18 protein-coding genes and 2 tRNA genes are annotated in these 20007 nt (G+C 72.4%); 6 read left to right on the top strand and 14 right to left on the bottom strand.

What is annotated here, in order from left to right:
* The first annotated feature begins 28 nt into the window (after positions 1–28).
* Positions 29–101, top strand: a tRNA-Gly gene (locus tag ACFW2Y_RS21705).
* A 39-nt stretch (positions 102–140) separates the two neighbouring features.
* A tRNA-Cys gene (locus ACFW2Y_RS21700) sits at positions 141–214 on the top strand.
* 124 nt (positions 215–338) lie between these two features.
* On the opposite strand, the gene ACFW2Y_RS21695 is transcribed toward ACFW2Y_RS21700, so the two are convergent.
* The 3 genes from ACFW2Y_RS21695 to ACFW2Y_RS21685 all read right to left on the bottom strand — a co-directional run bounded on the left by ACFW2Y_RS21695 (position 339) and on the right by ACFW2Y_RS21685 (position 2025).
* Positions 339–632 (bottom strand): zf-TFIIB domain-containing protein, encoded by a 294-nt coding sequence (locus ACFW2Y_RS21695; RefSeq protein ID WP_384881582.1) that lies wholly within the window; start codon positions 630–632, stop codon positions 339–341.
* A 67-nt stretch (positions 633–699) separates the two neighbouring features.
* Positions 700–1680: an aminoglycoside phosphotransferase family protein gene (locus tag ACFW2Y_RS21690; RefSeq protein ID WP_384881579.1), complete on the bottom strand. Its 981-nt coding sequence runs from the start codon at positions 1678–1680 to the stop codon at positions 700–702.
* Positions 1681–1857: 177 nt separating this feature from the next.
* Positions 1858–2025 (bottom strand): hypothetical protein, encoded by a 168-nt coding sequence (locus ACFW2Y_RS21685; RefSeq protein WP_384881576.1) that lies wholly within the window; start codon positions 2023–2025, stop codon positions 1858–1860.
* A 502-nt stretch (positions 2026–2527) separates the two neighbouring features.
* Between ACFW2Y_RS21685 and ACFW2Y_RS21680 the strand changes: the two genes are divergently transcribed.
* On the top strand, positions 2528–3721 hold the full coding sequence (locus ACFW2Y_RS21680) for a serine/threonine-protein kinase (protein WP_384881573.1): 1194 nt from the start codon (positions 2528–2530) through the stop codon (positions 3719–3721).
* Between the two features lie 229 nt (positions 3722–3950).
* On the opposite strand, the gene ACFW2Y_RS21675 is transcribed toward ACFW2Y_RS21680, so the two are convergent.
* The 8 genes from ACFW2Y_RS21675 to ACFW2Y_RS21640 all read right to left on the bottom strand — a co-directional run bounded on the left by ACFW2Y_RS21675 (position 3951) and on the right by ACFW2Y_RS21640 (position 15213).
* Positions 3951–4838 carry a TrmH family RNA methyltransferase gene (locus ACFW2Y_RS21675; protein ID WP_384881570.1) on the bottom strand — a complete coding sequence of 296 codons (888 nt, stop codon included), beginning with the start codon at positions 4836–4838 and terminating at the stop codon, positions 3951–3953.
* A 77-nt stretch (positions 4839–4915) separates the two neighbouring features.
* Positions 4916–6148, bottom strand: a complete 1233-nt coding sequence (gene cobA, locus ACFW2Y_RS21670) for a uroporphyrinogen-III C-methyltransferase (protein ID WP_384881567.1) — start codon at positions 6146–6148, stop codon at positions 4916–4918.
* Between the two features lie 319 nt (positions 6149–6467).
* Positions 6468–10043: a nicotinate-nucleotide--dimethylbenzimidazole phosphoribosyltransferase gene (gene cobT / locus ACFW2Y_RS21665; RefSeq protein WP_384881564.1), complete on the bottom strand. Its 3576-nt coding sequence runs from the start codon at positions 10041–10043 to the stop codon at positions 6468–6470.
* Between the two features lie 332 nt (positions 10044–10375).
* The gene (gene cbiE / locus ACFW2Y_RS21660) at positions 10376–11617 is read right to left on the bottom strand and encodes a precorrin-6y C5,15-methyltransferase (decarboxylating) subunit CbiE (RefSeq protein WP_384881561.1); all 1242 of its coding nucleotides are present in this window, start codon (positions 11615–11617) and stop codon (positions 10376–10378) included.
* A 70-nt stretch (positions 11618–11687) separates the two neighbouring features.
* On the bottom strand, positions 11688–12323 hold the full coding sequence (locus tag ACFW2Y_RS21655; RefSeq protein ID WP_384881558.1) for a GNAT family N-acetyltransferase: 636 nt from the start codon (positions 12321–12323) through the stop codon (positions 11688–11690).
* Between the two features lie 222 nt (positions 12324–12545).
* Positions 12546–13400: a MetQ/NlpA family ABC transporter substrate-binding protein gene (locus ACFW2Y_RS21650; RefSeq protein WP_384881555.1), complete on the bottom strand. Its 855-nt coding sequence runs from the start codon at positions 13398–13400 to the stop codon at positions 12546–12548.
* A gap of 92 nt (positions 13401–13492) precedes the next feature.
* Positions 13493–14161 carry a methionine ABC transporter permease gene (locus ACFW2Y_RS21645; RefSeq protein WP_384881552.1) on the bottom strand — a complete coding sequence of 223 codons (669 nt, stop codon included), beginning with the start codon at positions 14159–14161 and terminating at the stop codon, positions 13493–13495.
* Entirely contained in the window at positions 14158–15213 is a 1056-nt protein-coding gene (locus ACFW2Y_RS21640) for a methionine ABC transporter ATP-binding protein (protein ID WP_384881549.1), read from the bottom strand. The genes ACFW2Y_RS21645 and ACFW2Y_RS21640 overlap by 4 nt, the downstream gene beginning before the upstream one ends.
* Before the next feature lie 618 nt (positions 15214–15831).
* On the opposite strand from ACFW2Y_RS21640, the gene ACFW2Y_RS21635 reads away from it, so the two are divergent.
* Both ACFW2Y_RS21635 and ACFW2Y_RS21630 read left to right on the top strand, forming a co-directional pair.
* A complete protein-coding gene (locus tag ACFW2Y_RS21635) occupies positions 15832–16194 on the top strand; it encodes a hypothetical protein (protein WP_384881546.1) in 363 nt (120 codons plus the stop codon).
* A 2-nt stretch (positions 16195–16196) separates the two neighbouring features.
* Complete coding sequence (locus ACFW2Y_RS21630) at positions 16197–16634, top strand: hypothetical protein (protein WP_384881543.1); 438 nt, start codon at positions 16197–16199, stop codon at positions 16632–16634.
* 48 nt (positions 16635–16682) lie between these two features.
* Here ACFW2Y_RS21630 and ACFW2Y_RS21625 read toward each other — a convergent pair whose 3' ends face one another.
* The 3 genes from ACFW2Y_RS21625 to ACFW2Y_RS21615 form a co-directional block, all read right to left on the bottom strand.
* Positions 16683–17174: a GNAT family N-acetyltransferase gene (locus tag ACFW2Y_RS21625; protein WP_384881540.1), complete on the bottom strand. Its 492-nt coding sequence runs from the start codon at positions 17172–17174 to the stop codon at positions 16683–16685.
* A gap of 37 nt (positions 17175–17211) precedes the next feature.
* Positions 17212–17814 carry a sigma-70 family RNA polymerase sigma factor gene (locus ACFW2Y_RS21620; protein ID WP_384881537.1) on the bottom strand — a complete coding sequence of 201 codons (603 nt, stop codon included), beginning with the start codon at positions 17812–17814 and terminating at the stop codon, positions 17212–17214.
* 101 nt (positions 17815–17915) lie between these two features.
* Complete coding sequence (locus ACFW2Y_RS21615; protein ID WP_384881534.1) at positions 17916–19079, bottom strand: glycerophosphodiester phosphodiesterase; 1164 nt, start codon at positions 19077–19079, stop codon at positions 17916–17918.
* A 242-nt stretch (positions 19080–19321) separates the two neighbouring features.
* Here ACFW2Y_RS21615 and ACFW2Y_RS21610 point away from each other — a divergent pair, with 242 nt between their 5' ends.
* Positions 19322–19993 (top strand): lysophospholipid acyltransferase family protein, encoded by a 672-nt coding sequence (locus tag ACFW2Y_RS21610; protein WP_384881531.1) that lies wholly within the window; start codon positions 19322–19324, stop codon positions 19991–19993.
* The last annotated feature ends 14 nt before the right edge of the window (positions 19994–20007 follow it).

Here is a 20007-nt window from a genome sequence, read left to right as displayed (position 1 = left end):
GGACGCGCAAGCGGAACGGAAACGACAAGCGGACGTGGCTCAGTTGGTAGAGCATCACCTTGCCAAGGTGAGGGTCGCGAGTTCGAATCTCGTCGTCCGCTCGATGTGGGGGATCTTCCCGAACCCCCGTATTCACTCCTGGTGGAGTGGCCGAGAGGCGAGGCAACGGCCTGCAAAGCCGTCTACACGGGTTCAAATCCCGTCTCCACCTCCAAGGACGATTAGCTCAGCGGGAGAGCGCTTCCCTGACACGGAAGAGGTCACTGGTTCAATCCCAGTATCGCGCACCACACGGAAGAGCCCCCGACCTCGCGGTCGGGGGCTCTTCCGTCTCCGGCTCAGGACGAGAAGAGCATCCTGCCGAAGCCGCGCTGCCGGTAGTGGTGGCCGCCGTGATGGCCACCGTGGTGCCCCTTGTGGGGGGCGCCCCAGGAAGGAGCGGGCGGGGCGGGCTGTGCCGGGTAGGCCGGCGGGGCGGGCGGGACCTGCTGGCCCCACTGGGACTCCAGGCGGGTCAGGGCCTCCAGCTCGCCGTAGTCCAGGAATATGCCCCGGCAGCCGCTGCACTGCTCGATCTGGACGCCGTTGCGGTTGTACGTGTGCATGGCCGCATGGCACTTGGGACACTGCATGCTCGGCTCAACTCCCTGACATCGCCGTTTGAATGGTGGCCTCACCTTACGTGGACGTCGAAAGGGCCTACCCGGTTCGATGACCGGCGATGCGGACACAGGTGTCGATCATCACTTCCTCGACCTCGTCCAACGACCGTCCCTCGGTCGTGGACTTGGCGAGGGCCAGGGCGGCGGTCTGGACGGTCAGGGCCCGGGCGGGCACATCGAGCCGGTCCCATGGATCGGTGCCGACCGCGGGGCCGCCCGCCCCCTGGTAGGCGCCGAGGAACCGGGACCAGACCTCGGGGGGCAGGATGCCGGCCGCGAACCAGGCGGCGGGCCGGGCCAGATCCCAAGCCGGGTCTCCGAGACCGACGTCGTCGATGTCGATGAGCCGCCAGGGCGCTTCGAACCGCGGCCGGACGTCGCGCACCAGTTGGCCGAGGTGGAAGTCGCCGTGGCAGAGGAGCCGGGGAGCCGGCGCCGGACGGTCCGGCACCGTCCGCCAGGCGTTCAGGACCAGGGGGGTCGCCGGGTGGTGCGGGGCAGTCCGGCGCATCCGGTCCACGGCGAGGGCCGCCTTCGCCGGTGCCCGCATCTCCGGGAGCCGGTCGGCGTGGTCGCGCGGCGGCGGGGTGCGGTGGAGCAGGGCGAGCAGCCGTGCCGCCTCCTCCCACGGTGCGGCGTCCGGGGCCTCCGGGTCGACGGGCGGCCCGTACGGCCAGAGGGTCACCGGCCGACCGGCCAGATCCCCGGAGCCCGACCGCGGCGAAGGGAGCGGGGGCAGGAAGACTCCGGCGACGTCCGGGTGGGCGGCCAGCGCGAGCCGCGCCCGGTGGGCCCCGGGGTCGGTGTCGGGCGCGTGCGCCTTGGCGACGAGCGTGCCGTGCCGGACGACGCTTCCGTCGTCCCGGTCGGCCAGCACCCCGACGAGACCGCGCGCACAGTGGCAGGACGCGCCTGCGGGGTGCGCGGCGGTGTGCGCGAGGGCGGCAAGGCCGTCGAGGAGGCCTTGGCCTGGGGGTGGTGGGGGTGCGGCCGGGGGCGTCGGGGGTGCGGGGTCCACGCCGGGAGCGTACGGGGTGGGGACCGGTCTCCTCGACGGAGACCTCCGGGAACGCGCGAAGGCCGGTCAGCTCCCCAGCTGACCGGCCTCGCGCTGTCGTCCGCCGCACCCCCGTCCCCACGGGGTTGATGGTCGGATGTCTCGACCCGGGCCGCTCTCCCGGGCCGGGGGCGCCGCTCAGCGCCCCAGCATCACGCCCACGGACGACGCCTGTGTGACCACCGCGTCCCAGCCGCCGAAGACGACCACGAGCAGGGTCGCGAGAGGGAGGACCATGGCGATGGCCACCAGGGGGTGACGTCGGCTCGAAGGCCGGGTGGTCGTCCTCGGTGCCGTATGGGCCATGGGTCCTCTCCTGCCGTGTCCTGGAGCGGCGGGTGCGTGATCTCGGGGGACGAGTGCTGCACCCGCCGCTTGACTTCAAGAGTAGGAAGCGGCGGGCATCGAGACGTCATGCCCGCGTACCGACTTCCTGGCCTCCCGGAGGATGACGTCCACCCGCACCGTGTACTCCCCTGGGTGGAGAGGGGGGACCCGGGACCCGGGGTCTTCCCGGAGGGGCACACGGCGCCGGCCCGGGGGCGTGACTTCGCTCACTCCCCCGGGCCCCTCGTGTGCGGCCGGGGCGTGAGGGAGGGGAAGTGCCTGGCCGGAGCGCCGGACCCCTTCCGCGGCTTCCCGTCAAGTGGGTTTCCACAAAGGGAGGTTGGCATACCCATGGGCAATCGGAGCTCCCTCCGCGTCCCCCTCAGTACTGACAATCGATGCGGTGCGAGGGCGCGGCCTATGAGCGCGTGCGGGCGCCACTACGTAAGCTGTGCCACGTCGAACGGACGAGGGGACGGACATGGCGATGATGCGGCTCCGGCGCGAGGATCCGCGGATCGTCGGGTCGTTCCGGCTCCACCGCAGGCTGGGGGCCGGCGGAATGGGCGTCGTGTACCTGGGGTCCGATCGACGCGGACAGCGGGTGGCCCTGAAGGTGATCCGACCCGACCTGGCCGAGGACCAGGAGTTCCGCTCGCGGTTCGCGCGCGAGGTGTCCGCGGCCCGGCGGATCCGCGGCGGCTGCACCGCCCGTCTCGTCGCCGCCGACCTCGAGGCCGACCGTCCCTGGTTCGCCACCCAGTACGTGCCCGGCCCCTCACTGCACGACCGGGTGGCCGAGGAGGGTCCCCTGCGCGCGGCCGACGTCGCCTCGATCGGGGCGGCGCTCTCGGAGGGCCTCGTCGCCGTCCACGAGGCCGGCGTGGTGCACCGGGACCTGAAGCCCTCGAACATCCTGCTCTCCCCCAAGGGCCCCCGCATCATCGACTTCGGCATCGCCTGGGCCACCGGGGCCAGCACCCTGACCCATGTGGGCACGGCCGTCGGTTCGCCCGGCTTCCTCGCACCGGAGCAGGTGCGCGGCGCGGCCGTCACCCCGGCCACCGACGTGTTCTCGCTCGGGGCCACCTTGGCATACGCGGCGATGGCCGACTCCCCCTTCGGACACGGCAGTTCCGAGGTCATGCTCTACCGGGTCGTGCACGAGGAGCCGCAGCTGCACGGAGTGCCGGACGCACTGGCGCCGCTGATCCGGGCCTGCCTCGCCAAGGACCCGGAGGACCGGCCCAGCACGCTGCAGTTGTCGATGCGTCTGAAGGAGATCGCCGCGCGCGAGGCGCAGGGGCTGCCGGCCTCGCGCCCGCCGGTGCAGCGGGAACGGGTCGAGGAACGGCACGCCGTGCGGCCGACCGAGCGGTACACCGAGCGGGACGTGCCCGGCCGCGGCCCGGAGCGCGGCACCGAGCGGGGTGTGGAGCGCGAACGCGGCCAGGGACGCGGAGCCGGTTCGTCCGCACGCTCTTCGGCGGGGCCCCGGACCGCTGGCTCCCGGGGTCCGCAGTCCCGGTCCGGCACCCGCCCAGGGGTCCGCTCCACGTCCACGGGTCGCCGCCCCGCCAATCCCCGACTGCTGCGGCAGCGGCTCTTCGTGTTCGTCGTGGTGACGCTCCTCGTGGCCCTCGGGATCGCCGCCGCCCAGGCCCTCCAGAACTAGCGGTCGGGACGACGGCCGCCCCGGCGGTCACGGCCTCGGAGGACCGTGGGGGCGGAGCGCCTCCGACGGGCGCCCTCCGCGCGCGGGACGTGCGTCTTCGGGGCGGAGCGGTACGGCCCGTCCTCGTCACGGAACGTCGGGGACGCTGTCGGACGGCACTGGTGAACGAGGCCGTCCGACGCCCTGCTCCGCCGACCCGTTCCGGACGGTGCGGACCGCACCGCCGGCGTCAGGGGGTTCGGGAGCGGATGGCGTAGAAGGCCACCGCCGAGGCAGCCGCCACGTTGAGCGAGTCGACGCCCGCGTCCATCGGAATGCGGACGTGCTCGTCGGCCGCGGCGAGGGCCTCGGGGGTGAGGCCGTCGCCTTCCGTGCCGAAGACCAGTGCGAGCTTGTCGTACTTCCGCGCACCCAGCTCGTCGAGGGTGATCGCCCGGTCGCTCAGGCAGAGCGCGGCGACGGTGAAGCCCGCGGTCCGCAGGAGCTCGGCGTCCTTCGGCCAGGACTCAAGACGGGTCCACGGCACCTGGAAGACGGCGCCCATCGAAACCTTCACGGACCTGCGGTAGAGCGGATCGGCACAGCGCGGGGTGAGGAGGACCGCGTCGATGCCCAGGGCCGCGGCGTTCCGGAAGGCCGCCCCCATGTTCGCGTGGTCGACGATGTCCTCGAACACGGCGACGCGGCGAACCGGGCGCCCTGCCCGTGGGGCCGCAGGCGGCTCCGCGCCGCTGTCGGTGCGCTCGGCGGCCACCGCGCGGTGGCCGCCGAGCAGTAGGTCGCCCGCGGCCGGGAGCGGCTTGCGCTGCATCGAGGCCAGGGCGCCCCGGTGCACGTGGTAGCCGGTCACGCGTTCGGCGAGGTCCGGCTGGACCGCGTACACCGGTGCCGGTACCTCGTCGATGACGTCACGCATGACGTCCACCCACTTGGCGGAGAGCAGCATCGACCGCATCTCGTACCCGGCGTGCCTGGCGCGGCGGATGACCTTCTCGCCCTCCGCGATGAACAGGCCCTCGGCCGGCTCGCGCCTGCGGCGCAGTTCGACGTCGGTCAGGCCGGTGTAGTCGTGCAGGCGCGGGTCGTCGGGTTCGTCGATCGTGATGAGTTCGGCCACGGGGTGATACTGCCTTGTCCGGGGTGCGGTGCCAATGCGTGCGATGGGGGTGGAGCGGCGAGCCGCTCCACCCCCGGTTACCTGACGAGCTTGTCGGGGCCCTCGGTGACGACCTCGCCGATGACGATGACCGCCGGCGGGCGCACCTCCTGTGCCTTGACGGTCTCCGCGACCGTCGCGAGCGTGGCGTCCACCCGGCGCTGGGCCGCCGTGGTGCCCTCCTGGACGAGGGCCAGGGGGGTGTCGGGCGACTTGCCGTGGGCGATGAGCGCCTCGGCGATCTTTCCGATCTTGTCGACGCCCATGAGGACCACGAGCGAGCCGGTCAGCTTCGCCAAGGAAGCCCAGTCGACCAGCGAGCGCGGATCGTCCGGAGCGACGTGGCCGCTCACCACCGTGAACTCGTGGGCCACCCCGCGGTGCGTGACCGGGATGCCGGCCGCTCCGGGGACCGAGATCGAGCTGGAGATGCCCGGGACCACCGTGCAGGCGATGCCCTCGGCGGCCAGTGCCTGGGCCTCCTCCATCCCCCGGCCGAAGACGAACGGGTCGCCCCCCTTCAGCCGGACGACGGACTTGCCCGCCTTGGCGTGCTCGATCAGCGCGTTGTTGATGGCCTCCTGGGCCATGAAGCGGCCGTACGGAATCTTCGCTGCGTCGATGACCTCGACGTGCGGGGGCAGCTCGTCCAGGAGGTCGCGCGGACCGAGCCGGTCCGCGATCACCACGTCGGCCTCCGCGAGCAGTCGGCGGCCACGGACGGTGATCAGGTCCGGGTCACCCGGGCCGCCGCCCACCAGGGCGACGAAGGGGGTGCGGGAGCGATGTGCCGGCGCGGCGATCGAACCGTCGCGCAGCCCCTCGACGATCGCGTCGCGCACGGCGGCCGAGCGACGCGGATCGTGGCCGGTGAGCACGGCCACCGTGACGCCCGCGTCCCGGCCCGTTGCCGGGGTCCAGGCGGTCGCCGCCTCGGCGTCGTCCGAGCGCACGCACCAGGTACGGGTCCGCTCCGCCTCGGCGGAGGCAGCGGCGTTCGCCGCCGGGTCGCTGGTCGCCACCAGCACGTACCAGGCGTCGGACAGGTCTCCGTCCTCGTACCTCCGCTTGAGCCAGGTGATCTCGCCGGTCTCCGCCATCACGTCGACGGAGGGGGTCGCGGAGGGGGAGATCAGCGTGATCTCGGCGCCGGCAGCGATCAGGGCCGGGAGTCGGCGCTGGGCGACCTGTCCGCCGCCGAGGACGACGACGCGGCGGCCGGCGAGACGCAGTCCGACGGGGTAGGCAGGATGCTCGGCGTTCTGTGCCATGGGCGGGCGGCTCCTCGGAAAGCGGGCGGTGTGGGCGAGGGTGCCGCTGCGGCGATGGAGCGGCTCGTACGCGGTCGTGCGTGTTCGTACACCGTCACGATATCGGTGACCTGGGGTTTGCTGAGTGTGAGGGATCTCCCCCGGCGGATCGGGGTCCTCTTCTGCGGTGGTCCCTCCGGGGCGTACCACCGCAGCGCCCGCGGCGCCCGACACGGAAGTCGCCCGGCCCGTCCGTCGCCCGCCCGTCGTTCCGTGTCCGTCGTTCCGCGTCCGGCCCGGGTGGGCCCCCGACCCACGGGTCGGGGGCCCACGACGGGTGCTACTTCTCGGTGACTCCCGCCGAGTCGAACGTGGCCACCTCGTGCATCGCGCGCGCCGCGCTCTGCACCAACGGGAGCGCCAGCAGCGCGCCCGTGCCCTCGCCGAGGCGGAGGTCCAGGTCGACCAGGGGGCGCAGCCCCAGCTTGTTGAGGGCCGCCACGTGCCCCGGTTCGGCGCTGCGGTGTCCGGCGATGCAGGCCGCCAGCGACTCGGGGGCGATGGCGCGGGCGACGAGGGCCGCCGCGCCCGTGGAGACGCCGTCCAGGATGACCGGGGTGCGCAGTGACGCCGCGCCCAGGATCAGGCCGACGAGCGCTGCGTGCTCCAGTCCGCCGATGGCGGAGAGGACTCCGATCGGGTCCGCCGGGTCCGGCTCGTGCAGGGCGAGCGCGCGCCGGACCACGTCCACCTTGCGGGCGTGCGTCTCGTCGTTGATGCCGGTGCCCCGACCGGTGACCTCGGCGGCGTCCACTCCGGTGTAGACCGAGATGAGCGCGGCGGACGCGGTGGTGTTCGCGATGCCCATCTCGCCCGTGAGCAGGGCCTTGTTGCCCGCCGCCACGAGGTCACGGGCCGTTTCGATCCCCACCTCGATGGCGGCCAGCACCTCTTCGCGGGTCATCGCCGGCCCCGCGGTGAAGTCATCGGTGCCCGGTCGGACCTTGCGCGGCAGGAGACCCGGCGTGGCCGGAAGTTCGGCGGCCACTCCGACGTCGATGACGCAGACCTCGGCGCCGACCTGGTTCGCGAAGGCGTTGCAGACCGCTCCGCCGCCGAGGAAGTTGGCCACCATCTGCCCGGTGACCTCCTGCGGCCAGGGAGTGACTCCCTGGGCGTGGACTCCGTGGTCGCCGGCGAAGATCGCCACGGCGGCGGGCTCCGGAATCGGCGGCGGACAGACGCGGGAGAGGCCGGAGAGCTGGGCGGAGATGATCTCCAGCATGCCCAGCGCGCCCGCGGGCTTGGTCATGCGCTTCTGGCGCTCCCACGCCTCGCCGAGCGCCTTGGCGTCCAGCGGACGGATGTTGGCGACCGTCTCCTGGAGCAGGTCGTGCGGCTCCTCGCCCGGCAGGGCACGGCGCCCGTACGTCTCCTCGTGGACGACCCAGGCCAGCGGGCGGCGCTTGGACCAGCCCGCCTGCATCAGCTCGGGCTCCTCGGGGAACTCGTCGACGTAGCCGACGCAGAGGTACGCCACCACTTCGAGGTGCTCGGGAAGCCCGAGGGCACGGACCATCTCCCGCTCGTCGAAGAAACTGACCCAGCCGACGCCCAGGCCCTCGGCACGCGCCGCCAGCCACAGGTTCTCGACGGCGAGTGCCGAGGAGTACGGGGCCATCTGGGGTTGCGTGTAGCGACCGAGCGTGTGACGGCCGCCCCGGGTGGAATCAGCGGTCACGACGATGTTCACCGGCGTGTCGAGGATGGCCTCGATCTTCAGTTCCTTGAACTGCTTCGCGCGGGCCTTCGGCAGCGACTTGGCGTAGGCCTCGCGCTGGCGCTGGGCCAGTTCGTGCATGGCCTGTCGGGTCTCGGCCGAACGGATGACCACGAAGTCCCACGGCTGGGAGTGGCCGACGCTGGGCGCGGTGTGCGCCGCTTCGAGGACGCGGAGGAGCACCTCGTGCGGAATCGGGTCGCTGCGGAAGCCGTTGCGGATGTCGCGGCGCTCGCGCATCACGCGCAGGACCGCCTCCCGCTCGGCTTCGTCGTAGCCCGGGGCCGGGGTGGTGGGACGCGACTCCGCGGAGGAAACCGGTGTCATGGGCTCGGCGACCTCATCCGCGACGGGGGCGCCTTCCTCCTCGGGGCCCTGCTCCACCGGGGCCCCGGGGCCGGCCTCGGCCGGTGCGTCCTCGGCCACGACCGGGATCTCGTCAGCCATGACCTCGACGGGCACCTCGGCCTGTGCCTCGACCGGGACTTCGGCCTGCGCCTCGACCGGAACTTCGGCCCGCACCTCGACCTGCGCCTCGACGGGCACCTCGGCCTGCACCTCGACCGGGACTTCGGTGCCGGGCTGGACGGAGGTAACGGTCGGGGGGGCGGCCGGGACCTGCACGGGTGCTTCGGGAAGGGAGTCGGCAGGCTGCTCCGTGGTCGCCTCGGCCTCGGCCTCGGCTTCCGCCACCGGTCCCCCCTCCACGTCCGCGGCGGGCGCGGCCGGGACCGGCTCCGCGGCGGGCGCGGCCGGGACGGCGGCAGGAGCCGACGGCTCGCTCTCGGCCACTGGGGCCTCGACGGCCGGGACGGCGGCCGGAGCGGGTGCCTCGGCTACCGGAGCAGGTGCTTCGACGGCCGGAGCGGACTCTTCGACGGCCGGGAGGGGCGCCTCGACGACCAGGACGGGTGCGGGACGTTCGGCGGCCGGGGCCTCGGGGGCCTGCGGCTCGATCTCGACGACCGGGGCGGTGGTGGAAGCATCGACCACCGGGGCGGCGGAGCCCTCCGCGGCCGGGGCCCCGGTGGGTGCGGGGGCCACGGGCTCGCCCTCGCGCGGGGCGGGAACGGCGGCACCGGTCGGGGCCGGCTCCTCGGTCACCGGCGTCGGCTCCGGCACCCCCTGCGGGGCAGCGGGCTCCAGGACCTCGGCGGCCGGAGCCTGCACCGGTGCGTCCTCCGTCGGACCCGGGGTCGACTGCGGGGCGACCCCTTCGACCTGGCCGAGCGGGGCCGGCTGCGGGACGACCGTTTCTGCGGTCGGCGCCGTCTCCTGCGGCTGCACGCCCCAGGGTTCGGCACCCTGCGGGGCGAGCTGCTGGTCCTGCGCGATCTCGAAGTATTCGGGGCCGGTGGTCGGCGGCCCGGGGTTCCGCACCGGCACCGGGGCCGGTGCCGTGGCCACGGCCGGCTCGGGGGCCGGGGCGGGCTGCGGGACCTGGACGTGCGCGGTGGCCGGGCCGCGGTCGGCCAGGGAGCGCACGACGCCGCCGGTGGCGTCGGGGACCGGCGGGCCCATGTGCAGGGGACGCCGTGCCGGGGGCGGGGTCGGGGCCGCGGCGGGCGGGGGCATCCGGACGCCGCCGAGGTCGACGGAGCCGGAGTCCCGGCCGGCCGCTTCGTGGGCGCCGGTGTCGAGGATGCCGGGTTCGTAACCGTGGTCGGTGCGGACCGGCTCCTGCGGGGGCACCGGGACGCCGTGCGCGGGAGTGCCGAGCGGCACGCCCTGCGGGGGCGTCTGGGCCTGGGGGGCCGTCAGCACGTCGGCGAGCGGCACGGCATCGGGGACCGGGCCCGTCAGCGGGGCGGGCAACGGGTCGGTGAGCGGATCGCCCACCGGGGCCGTCTGCGGGGCGGGCGCCTCCGGGACCGCCGGGTGCGGAACGCCCTGGTTGGGGACGGCGGGTGTCACCGGTGGGGCCGGGAAGGCGACCGGCGGCGCGGGCACGGTACCCGGCGGCTGCTCGCTCCAGGCGCCCTGGGCACCCGGCATCAGAAGCAGGTCGTCGTCCTCGGCGGTGTGCTCGGAGGGGTCCAGGAAGGCGTACGCGCCCGGAGCGGGGATGCCCGGCTGCTCGACCATGCCTGCGTTCTCCGGCAGTCCCTCGCCCGGGACCTGGCCGGTGTCCGTCATGCGTACCCCTCGCCCATCGCTTGTGCTCCTTCAGACCTGCGCCCGCCAACAAGAACGAGCGTGCGCGCCGCGCGGCACGAAGCACGCGGACACCCACACATTGTCGCGACCCTCGGCCATCGTGACAGGGAGAACTGCCACGGTGCGCTGTGGACTGCGCCACGTCGCGCGGTCCCCCCTTGTCGAGTACCACATCGACGGCGCGAAAGGGCCACCAATTCAGGACATTGAGCGATAGATCGTCGAACGTCCCGGTGCGGTACAACAATCGGCCAGCCTACCCTGCCCGAACGGGGCGGCCGGGTCATGGGTGGGCCTCCTCCCCGACGGGACTAGGGGGAGGTCTGCCTGCGTCCGGACAGCAGGAACACCACCGAACGCTCGCGCTCCGACCAGTCGTCCGGATCGAGTCCGATGGTCTGGAGGAGCAGGTTCTCGACGGCGTAGCCACCGTCGGAGAGGGCGGCTCCGACCGCCTCGGCCTCGTCGCGGGTGGAGGCGTGGGCAACGATCCGTTCCGGACGCCGCTCGGTGCAGGCGGTGACGACGGGGACGCCGCCGGCACCGATCCGCACGACGTCCGGCTCGGGCAGGTTCTCCAGAACGTGCGGGGCACGCCCCCTGACGGTCTGGAGCGGTACGCCGTGGCGGCGGGCCGCGGCCTCGGTGCGGGCACAGGCGGCCGGGTCCGAGTCCACCGCGATGACGGCCGCACCGAAGCGGGCGGCCTCGACGGAGAAGGCCCCGTCAGCACAGCCGACGTCCCAGACGAGGTCACCGACGCGCGGCCCGAGACGGGCCAGTTGGACGGCGCGGAGGGTCGGGTCCGCGCCTGCTCCGGGACGGGCCGCTCCGGTTCCGGAGCCCTGGTACCCGGCGCCGGGCTCTCCGGGGGGAAGCCCCCATCCCCGTACGGTGCTCGCGGCCGGATCCAGACCCGTCACCCAGGAAGCAGCCGGAGTGCCGCCGACCGCGCCGCCGATGACGAGGACGACGTTCGGGTCGCGCCAGGTGTGGTCGGCGGCCTTGTCCGAAGTGAGTACGGAGACTTGTTCGCGGTCGGTGCCGAGTTCCTCGCAGACGACGAAGGTGCGGTGGACCCCGTCGAGGAGCAGGGCGAGTTCGGCCGGTCCCGCGCCTGGCGACGTGAGGACCGCGACCTTGGGGTGGGCCCGGCAGACGTTGACGGCGCGGCGCAGGGTGCGCTCGTGGGCGACGACGATCCGGGCGTCTTCCCAGGGCATGCCGGCCCGTGCGAAGGCGGCGGCGACCGAGGAGACGGCGGGGACGACTTCGACCTCCAGGCCGTGCTCGGGGGCGCGCAGGGTGCGGACCACACCGAAGAAACCGGGATCGCCGTCGGCGATCACGACGGCGGTGCCGCGGTGCCCCGCGATGCGGCGGGCCGCGAGGTCGGCGCTGCCGAGGCGGATGCGTTCGGCCTCGGGCGGCACCTCGGGCAGCGCGAGGTGGTGGGCGGCGCCGGCCACCAGGGTGGCGGCGGAGAGCGCGGACCGGGCCGCCGCGGTGAGGGGCGATCCGTCCCAGCCGATCACTGTGACGCGGTCGGCCATCGTCGTGTCTCTCCCTGTGGTGTTGTCGCAGGTCGGGGGCGTGCCGAGCCTACCTCGGGATCGTCCGGAATCAGCTCCAGTCGGTGTACGAGGAGTAGCCTGCCTCGGCCATCTGGTCGGCGACCCCGTCGAGGTCCTCGGGCAGGAGGCCCCAGACGATGAAGTCGGTGCGCAACTCGGTCCAGCTGCCGTCCTCGGTCCGGGCGCGCGCTATGCAGGCGTTCCGGAGGACGCCCTCGCTGATGCAGCCGATCTTCTGGGCGACCTGTTGGGAGGCGGTGTTGTCGGCGGCGGTGCGCAGTTCCACGCGCTCGAACCCCTGGTCGCCGAAGAGCCACTGGGCGGTCGCGAGGGCGGCTTCGGAGGCGTAGCCCTCGCCGCGGGCCCAGGGGGCGATGATGTAGGAGAGCTCGGTGGAGCGGACCCGCCAGTTGGTCTTGGTCAGCTGGATCACCCCGACGAGCCGCTGGGTGAGGAACTCGGTGACGGCGAGGTCGATGCCCCGGCCCGCGGTGCGTTCGGCGGGGGCGTACTCGGTGATCCAGGCACGGGCGGCGGCCTCGGTGAAGGGCTGGGGCACCGCGGTCCAGGCGCCGACGAGCTCGTCGTTCATCATTTCGGTGAGGGCGGGGACGTCCGCCTCCTCGAACGCGCGCAGCACCAACCGGTCCGTGTTGATGGAGATGTCCGGAAAGGTGGTAGTCATGCGCAGCTCCATGCCGTGAACCGTCCGAATCGACCGTGAACGCACAGCATGCAGCATGTGGCCGCCGGTGCGCATGGCCGGGTCGGGTGTCCTGGTGGAGCCCGGGGCGGTCACGGCGGAGGCCCCGCGCACCGGACGGGATGCGCGGGGCCTCCACCACAAGGACCGTACGGGGAAACCGGTCTGACGTCCCCTCGGACGCGGAAGCGGTGCCGTCGGGACTTACCCGGCGGCGCCGAAGGCCGGGATGACCGAACCCTTGTAGGTGTCCTCGATGTACTTCTTCACCTCGGGCGAGTTGAGGAGTTCGGCGAGCTTCTGCACGCGGGCGTCCTTCTCGTTGCCCTTCTTGACGGCGAGGAAGTTGGCGTACGGGTTGCCCTCCGCCTCCTCCAGGACGAGGGCGTCCTTCGCGGGCTGGAGGTCGGCCTCGATGGCGTAGTTGCCGTTGATGACGGCGGCGTCCACGTCGTTCAGGGCGCGGGGCACGGTGGCGGCCTCCAACTCCTTGAACTCCAGGCCCTTCTTGTCAGCGATGTCGGAGAGCTTGGCGTCGGTGCCGACGCCGGGCTTCAGGGCGATCAGGCCGTTGTCGGCCAGCAGGTGCAGCGCACGGCCCTCGTTGGTGGTGTCGTTGGGGACGGCGATCGTCTGACCGGCCTTGATGTCCTTCACTGACGCGAGGCCCTTGGAGTAGAGGCCCAGCGGCTCCAGGTGGACGTTGACCACCGGAACGATGGTGGTCTTGTTCTTCTCGTTGAAGTCGTCGAGGTACGGCTTGTGCTGGAAGAAGTTGGCGTCGACCTGACCGGACTGGGTGGCGGTGTTCGGCAGGACGTAGTCCGTGAACTCCTTCACCTCCAGCTTCAGGCCGGCCTTCTCCGCCAGGTTGTCCTTGACGAAGTTGAGGATGTCGGCGTGGGGCGTCGGGGAAGCGGCGACGACCAGGGGCTTGTCCGCGGCACCGGCTGCGTCCTTGCTGGAGGACGGGTCCGAGGAGGTGCCGCACGCGGTGAGGCCGAGGGCGACGGCGGCGGTGGCGGCGATGCCGGCGGTGAGCTTGATGTTCTTGCGCACGAAGAGTGCCTCTTTCTGGTGGAGCAGTGGACGCCTGGACAACAAGTCCGGGCTCTTCTTCGAAAATCGAAGTTCGGGGTGGGCGAGGGCCGTTACGCGGTACGGCCCCGCCGGGCGAGGAGTCGGACGACTCCGTCACCGATCAGCTGGACGACGGTCACGATGGCGACCAGCACCACGACCGTGACCAGCATGAACGTGGTGTCGAAGCGCTGGTATCCGTAGGTGACGGCCTTGGAGCCGAGCCCTTCGCCGCCGACCGCACCGGCCATCGCGGAGTACCCGATGAGCACGATCACGGTGGTGGTGACGGCCGAGACCAGCGAGGGCAGGGCCTGTGGGAGGAGCACCTTCCGGACGATGGTGGGAATGCCTCCGCCCATGGACTGCACGGCCTCGACGAGTCCGTGGTCGACTTCGCGGATCGCCGTCTCGACGAGGCGCGCGAAGAAGGGGATGGCTCCCACGGCGAGCGGCACGATCATTGCGGTGGGGCCGATGAAGGTGCCGACGACGAAGGTGGTGAAGGGGATCAGGGCGATCAGGAGGATGATGAACGGCAGCGAACGCCCGACGTTCACGATCGCACCGACGACCTTGTTCACCGGCCGGTTCTGCAGCAGTCCGCCCTTGTCCGTGAGGACGAGGAGGATGCCGAGCGGCAGGCCGCCGATCACGGTGACGACGGTGGCCCACAGGACCATGTAGAGGGTGTCGACGGTGCCCTGTTCGAGCAGGGGCTGCATCTCCGACCAGGTCACTTGGCACCTTCCTTCACCAGCACGGGCGCATCGCCCGGCTCTTGGGCGTCGTCTTCCACGCGTTCGACCTGGAGGCCCTGTTCGCGCAGGAAGCCGACCGGGACGACGTTGTCCTCGTAGCGTCCGGGCAGTTCGATCCGCATCCGGCCGATCTGCCGCCCGCCGATGCTGTCCATCGCCGCCCCGAGGATCGAGATGTCGATGTTGTACGTGCGGGAGAGCTGCGAGATCACCGGCTGGGTCGCGGACTCCCCGTGGAAGGTGACGTCGACGACCGTCCGGTCGGGAGCGGTGGCGGCGCCGCTGACCGGGAAGAGTTCGGCCGCGAGTGGGGAGCCGGGGGTGGCGAGCAGCTCGCCGACGGTGCCGGACTCGACGACGCGACCGCGCTGCATCAGTGCGGCGGAGTCGCAGATCGTCTTGACGACGTCCATCTCGTGCGTGATGAGCAGGACGGTGAGGCCGAGCTGCTGGTTGAGGTCGCGCAGGAGCTGGAGGATGGAGCGGGTGGTCTCCGGGTCGAGGGCGCTGGTGGCCTCGTCGGAGAGCAGGACCTTGGGCTTGCCGGCGAGGGCTCGGGCGATGCCGACGCGCTGCTTCTGGCCGCCGGAGAGCTGCCCGGGGTAGGCCTTGGCCTTGTCGGCGAGGCCGACGAGGTCCAGGAGTTCCAGGGCTCGGCGGGAGCGCTCCGCGCCGGAGACGCCGAGGATCTCCAGGGGGAGCTCGATGTTGTCCTTCACCGTGCGGGAGGACAGCAGGTTGAAGTGCTGGAAGACCATGCCGATGCTGCTGCGTGCCCGGCGCAGGTCCTTGCCGGCGCGGCGGCCCTGCCCCGCGAGGGCGGTGAGGTCGACGCCGTCGACCGTCACGGTGCCGGAGGTGGGACGCTCCAGGAGGTTGACGCAGCGGATGAGCGAGGACTTGCCGGCGCCGCTCTGGCCGATCACGCCGAACACCTCGCCCTCGCGGACGTGGAGGTCGACGCCGTCCAGCGCGGTGACCTGCCGGCCGCGCGACTCGTAGACCTTGGTCAGGCCCGAAGTGGTGATCACAGGGGTTTCCGTCACTGTCGAGTGCGCGACGCGGGGTCCGTCACGCACGGGGCATTCGTCGGGGGACAGTCAGGCGCACGGGGGGGCCGCTCCGGCTGGTGGCGGGGGCAGCGGTGCGCGGGGCAGGCGCGGTCCGACACCGTGGGGCGGTCGGATCGGCTCGGCCGTCGGGGTCTCGCTTCGGGGCGCGAGGCTCAGGCGGGGGCCCTCAGATGGCGCACATTCGACACGTACGACGAGCACCGGGCGTCGTGTTCGCCTCGGTCGCAAGGGTGCGGCTGCTCGTCGTGGTCATGTCTGCAAGTAAAACATGCGCAGCTGCGAAGGGAAGTGGGCTGTCCGAATAGCGGACAGGATTGAGACGGCATGCGGACGCACGGCGGGGTGCCCTTCGTCCCGCTTCCCCCGGCGTTCCCCGCACACGGCCTGCGGGGAGGGACCGGCCTCGAAGCCGGCGCGGGGCGCCGGTTGTGGTCAAGGCCACGCCGTCTCCGGCACCGCGGACGGGCCCGTGCGGGAGCTCCTCGACGGCGGGCCCACGGAGCGAAGGGCCCTGCGGCGGGTCCGCGGGGAGGGGCGGGCGCATCGGGCCGCCCGACCCGTAATACGCTCGGGCGCATGCTTGACGCCCTGACGGTCTCGGTCTCCGCGGCCGCGCTCGCCCTCGCCGCCTGGTGCGGTTACGCCACCTTCCGGGACCAGCCCACCAAGGACTGGCACTTCATCGGCATGGCCGTGGTGACCTTCCTGGTCCTGCTGCAGCTGGTCATCGGGATCGTGCAGCTGGTGCGCGGCGAGAAGGCCGAGGAGGGCACGACCATCTTCGTCGCCTATCTGCTCGGCGCGCTGTGCGCGGTGCCGATCGCCGGTTTCATGTCGCTCGCGGAGCGGAGCCGGTGGGGTTCGGCGACGGTGACGGCCGGCGCGGTCGTGCTGGCCGTGCTCGAAGTGCGCCTCTACGACATCTGGACGGTGGGCTGACCATGACCGAGACGCAGGAGAAGGCGGACCCGGGCGCGAAGACCCGGCTCGTCACCGGCCCGGGCATGCTGCTCGTCTGGCTGTACGGCGTGATGTCGGTCGGCGCGGTCTCCCGCTCGATCTACCAGATCGCCACCGAGTTCGACCGGGCTCCGCTCGCGTACGGCCTCTCGGCGGTGGCGGCCGTCGTCTACGCCTTCATCACCTACACGCTGGTGCGGGGCGGGGAGAAGGCCCGCAGGGCGGCGCTGGCCTGCTGCGCCGCCGAGCTCGCCGGGGTGGTGATCGTGGGGACCTGGACGCTGCTGGAACCGTCCGCCTTCCCCGACGCCACGGTCTGGTCGGACTACGGGTACGGCTACGTCTTCATCCCGGTGCTGTTGCCGCTGACCGGCATCTGGTGGCTGCGCCGGTCACGCGGCGCGGTGCGGGCCGCCTGACCGGACGGCCCGTTCCGGGCACGGCGCGCCGACCGGTCGGCGCCCGGCTCAGGCCGCCTTCTCCAGAGTGACCACGGTGAGCTTCGGACCGAGCTCTTCGGTGGCGACCTGCGCGTACCCCTTGCTGCGGTAGAGGCGCAGATTGCCCTCGCTGCGGTGGCCGGTGAAGAGTTGGTAGCGCTTGGCGGAGGCCGCCTCGGGGTCGGTGGCCGTCGTGTAGTGGCGCTCGATGCCGTCCAGGAGGCGACCGCCGAGGCCGTGTCGCTGCATCCGCGGGTGCACGATCAGCTTGGCGATCCGCACCGTGCCGTCCGCGTCGAGGCGGGCCCGCACGGAGGCGACGACTTCGTCGCCGAGTCGGGCGACGAGCCCGTACCCCTCTTCCAGTTCGGCGCGGAGTGCTGCCAGCGACTGGGTGAGCGGCTCGATCGACCAGTCCCCGTAGAGCTCCGCCTCGCCCTGGTAACAGAGGTACTGCAGCTTCAGGATGTGCTCCGCGTCCTGTGCGTCCGCCGCTGAGATGGTCACACTCAGGCCCATGTGTGCACGCCTCCCGCTCATCTGGTCGATCATCGGTTTAACGCACCCTTCCCCGTCGACCCGGGGCGGGAACCTCTGCAGCCAGCATTCTGCGCAAGCATCCCAGGCAACGGGAACGCATCGGCCCCAGACTGCCCTGTGAGATACCCAACTCTCCTGCGATTTCGCGGTACGTGGGGTCCTCCGGGTCGAGCATCGCAGTGAGGACCCCGGGACAGCGGCCGGGGGTCCGGGTGACGGCCGCCCGTAGGGTCCGGCGGCCTTCCGCGGCCAGCAGGGAGTGCTCCGGGGAACCGTGGGGTTCGGCACCGCCCGGCTCGTGGACGGGTTCGTCCCGGTAGGGACGTTCCCGGTCGTGGGTCCTGCGGGCCCGGCGCGCCTCCGCGCGGACGGCCCGGCGCAGCCATTCGGCGGGCCGCTCGGGGGCCGCACCGGTCTCTTGGAGCCGCTCCAGGAGGCGTAGCCAGACGGCCTGTTCGAGGTCGCCCGGGTCGACGCCGGCGGCCGGTGCCTCGGCATCCGACTCGGCGGCCAGCAGCGGGCCCAGGGCGGCGAGGAGGCCGGGGGCGGAAGCGGTCCCCGGGGCGTGCGGGTCCGCCTCGTCGACCTCTGGTGCGGGAAGGATCTCGGGGGTGGTCATGTTCCGCACGATGCCGGGGGCCGCACCTGCGGTTGCGGTACGGGGCGCAAACCACCCGGTAGGGGGTGCGGAGCCGGCTCCGGTCCCGCACCCCCGGCGGTTCAGCCGCGGGTGGTGAGGTCCTCGGCGGCGAGCAGTGCGGTGTCCGGGTTGTCGGAGAAGATGCCGTCGATCCCGGTCTCCAGGTACCGCTTCAGCGCCCCGAAGGCATCGCCGTACTCCGTCGGATCCGTACCCCTGCGGAAGTCCGCGGGCAGGAAGGCGTTCTCGTTGCGGTGGGTGTACGGATGGAGGATCAACCCCTCGGCGTGCGCGTCACGGACCAGGGTGGTCGGCGCGCCGAGCCGGCCGCCCGAGTCCTTGGGTATGACCAGGTCGAGCGTGGGACCGATCCCCTTGGCGTACGAGGCGATCCAGCGCAGCCCCTCGGGCGTGACCAGATCGGCGACCGTGCGCGGGTCACCGGCTTCGACGAAGTCCCAGGGACGGCTGGCGGGACCGGAGAGCAACACCACGCCCGGGGCGTCGACCAGCCCGGCCAGGCGCTGGATGCTGCTGGGCTCGAAGGACTGCAGGAAGGTCGGGGAGTTCGCACGGTGACGGCCGTACCGGCGCAACAGCCTCGCGAGGCGCTCCTCCAGCCCCAGGCCGAGGGAGCGGAAGTAACTGGGGTGCTTGGTCTCGACGTGGAGCCAGATCGGGCGCCCCCGGCGACGGCCCTCGTCCTCGGCCCAGCGCAGCACCTCCTCGAAGCTGGGGACCGTCCAGCGGCCGTCGTAGAGGGTGTTCTCCTGGCGGATGCCGGGGATGCGCTCCTTCGCCCGCAGGGTCTTGAGCTCGGCGAGCGTGAAGTCCTCGGTGAACCAGCCGGTGAGGGTGGTGCCGTCGACGGTCTTGGTGGTCCTGCGGGACGCGAACTCGGGGTGGTCGGCGACGTCGGTCGTACCGGTGATGTCGTTCTCGTGGCGGCAGACCAGGTGTCCGTCCCGGGTGGGGACGAGGTCCTGCTCGACGACGTGGGCGCCGAGGTCGAGGGCATGGCGGTACGAGCCGAGGGTGTGCTCGGGGCGGTAGCCGCTGGCACCGCGGTGGCCGATGACGGTGGGGACGGGGAGGGAGCGGTAGCCGCGGCCGGACGGGCGGCCCGCGGCGGCGTGCGCCGCGCCGGCGCCGGAAGCGAGGGTCGCGGAGGCACCGAGCACGGCGGCACCCGCCGCCCCGAGAACCGTCCGCCGCGCCGGGGTACGGCGTTCGCCCTGGGTCATGAGGGATCCTCTCCGTGGGGGCCGCGGCACCCTGTCCCGCGCCTCGTCCGTGGTTGGCCCCGAGGCTAGGCAGTGAGCGCCTACGGACGGCGGACCTCCGCGGAACATGGCGGAAACACACGTCAACACCGCGTATCCACTTGATGAACCCGACGTGCGCGCGAGGTCGACCCGCGAGTATCGTCGCCAGCTACACCCTCGGCTCGACAGCTCGACCGACCCGCTTCCCACCGGAGGAACCGTTGTCCCGTCTCGCGATCATCAAGGCAGTGCTCGGGCCGGTCATGCGCCTGATGTTCCGCCCCCGCGTGGAGGGTGCGGAGAACATTCCGGGCACCGGACCCGTGATCCTCGCGGGCAATCACCTGACCTTCATCGACTCGATGATCATGCCAATCTGCCTGGACCGCCCCGTCTACTTCATCGGCAAGGACGAGTACGTGACGGGCAAGGGCCTCAAGGGCCGGGCGATGGCCTGGTTCTTCACCAGCGTCGGCATGATCCCGGTGGATCGGGACGGCGGGCGCGGCGGCGTCGCGGCGCTGATGACGGGGCGTCGGATCCTCGAAGAGGGAAAGATCTTCTCGATCTACCCGGAGGGCACCCGTTCCCCCGACGGCCGGCTGTACCGGGGGCGCACGGGCATCGCCCGGCTGACGCTGATGACGGGTGCGCCGGTGGTGCCGTTCGCGATGATCGGCACCGACAAGATCCAGCCGGGCGGCGCGGGCTTCCCGCGCCCGGGTCGGGTCACGGTCCGGTTCGGCGAGGCGATGGAGTTCTCGCGCTACGACGGGATGGACCGCGACCGGTACGTGCTGCGGGCGGTGACGGACTCGGTGATGGCCGAGGTCATGCGGCTGTCCGGCCAGGAGTACGTGGACATGTACGCCACGAAGGCGAAGGCCGCATAGACGCTCCGCGGTCC

It is taken from the genome of Streptomyces sp. NPDC058877 (assembly GCF_042742855.1).
Taxonomy (GTDB): domain Bacteria; phylum Actinomycetota; class Actinomycetes; order Streptomycetales; family Streptomycetaceae; genus Streptomyces.
This window is presented reverse-complemented; position numbering and strand designations above follow the sequence as displayed.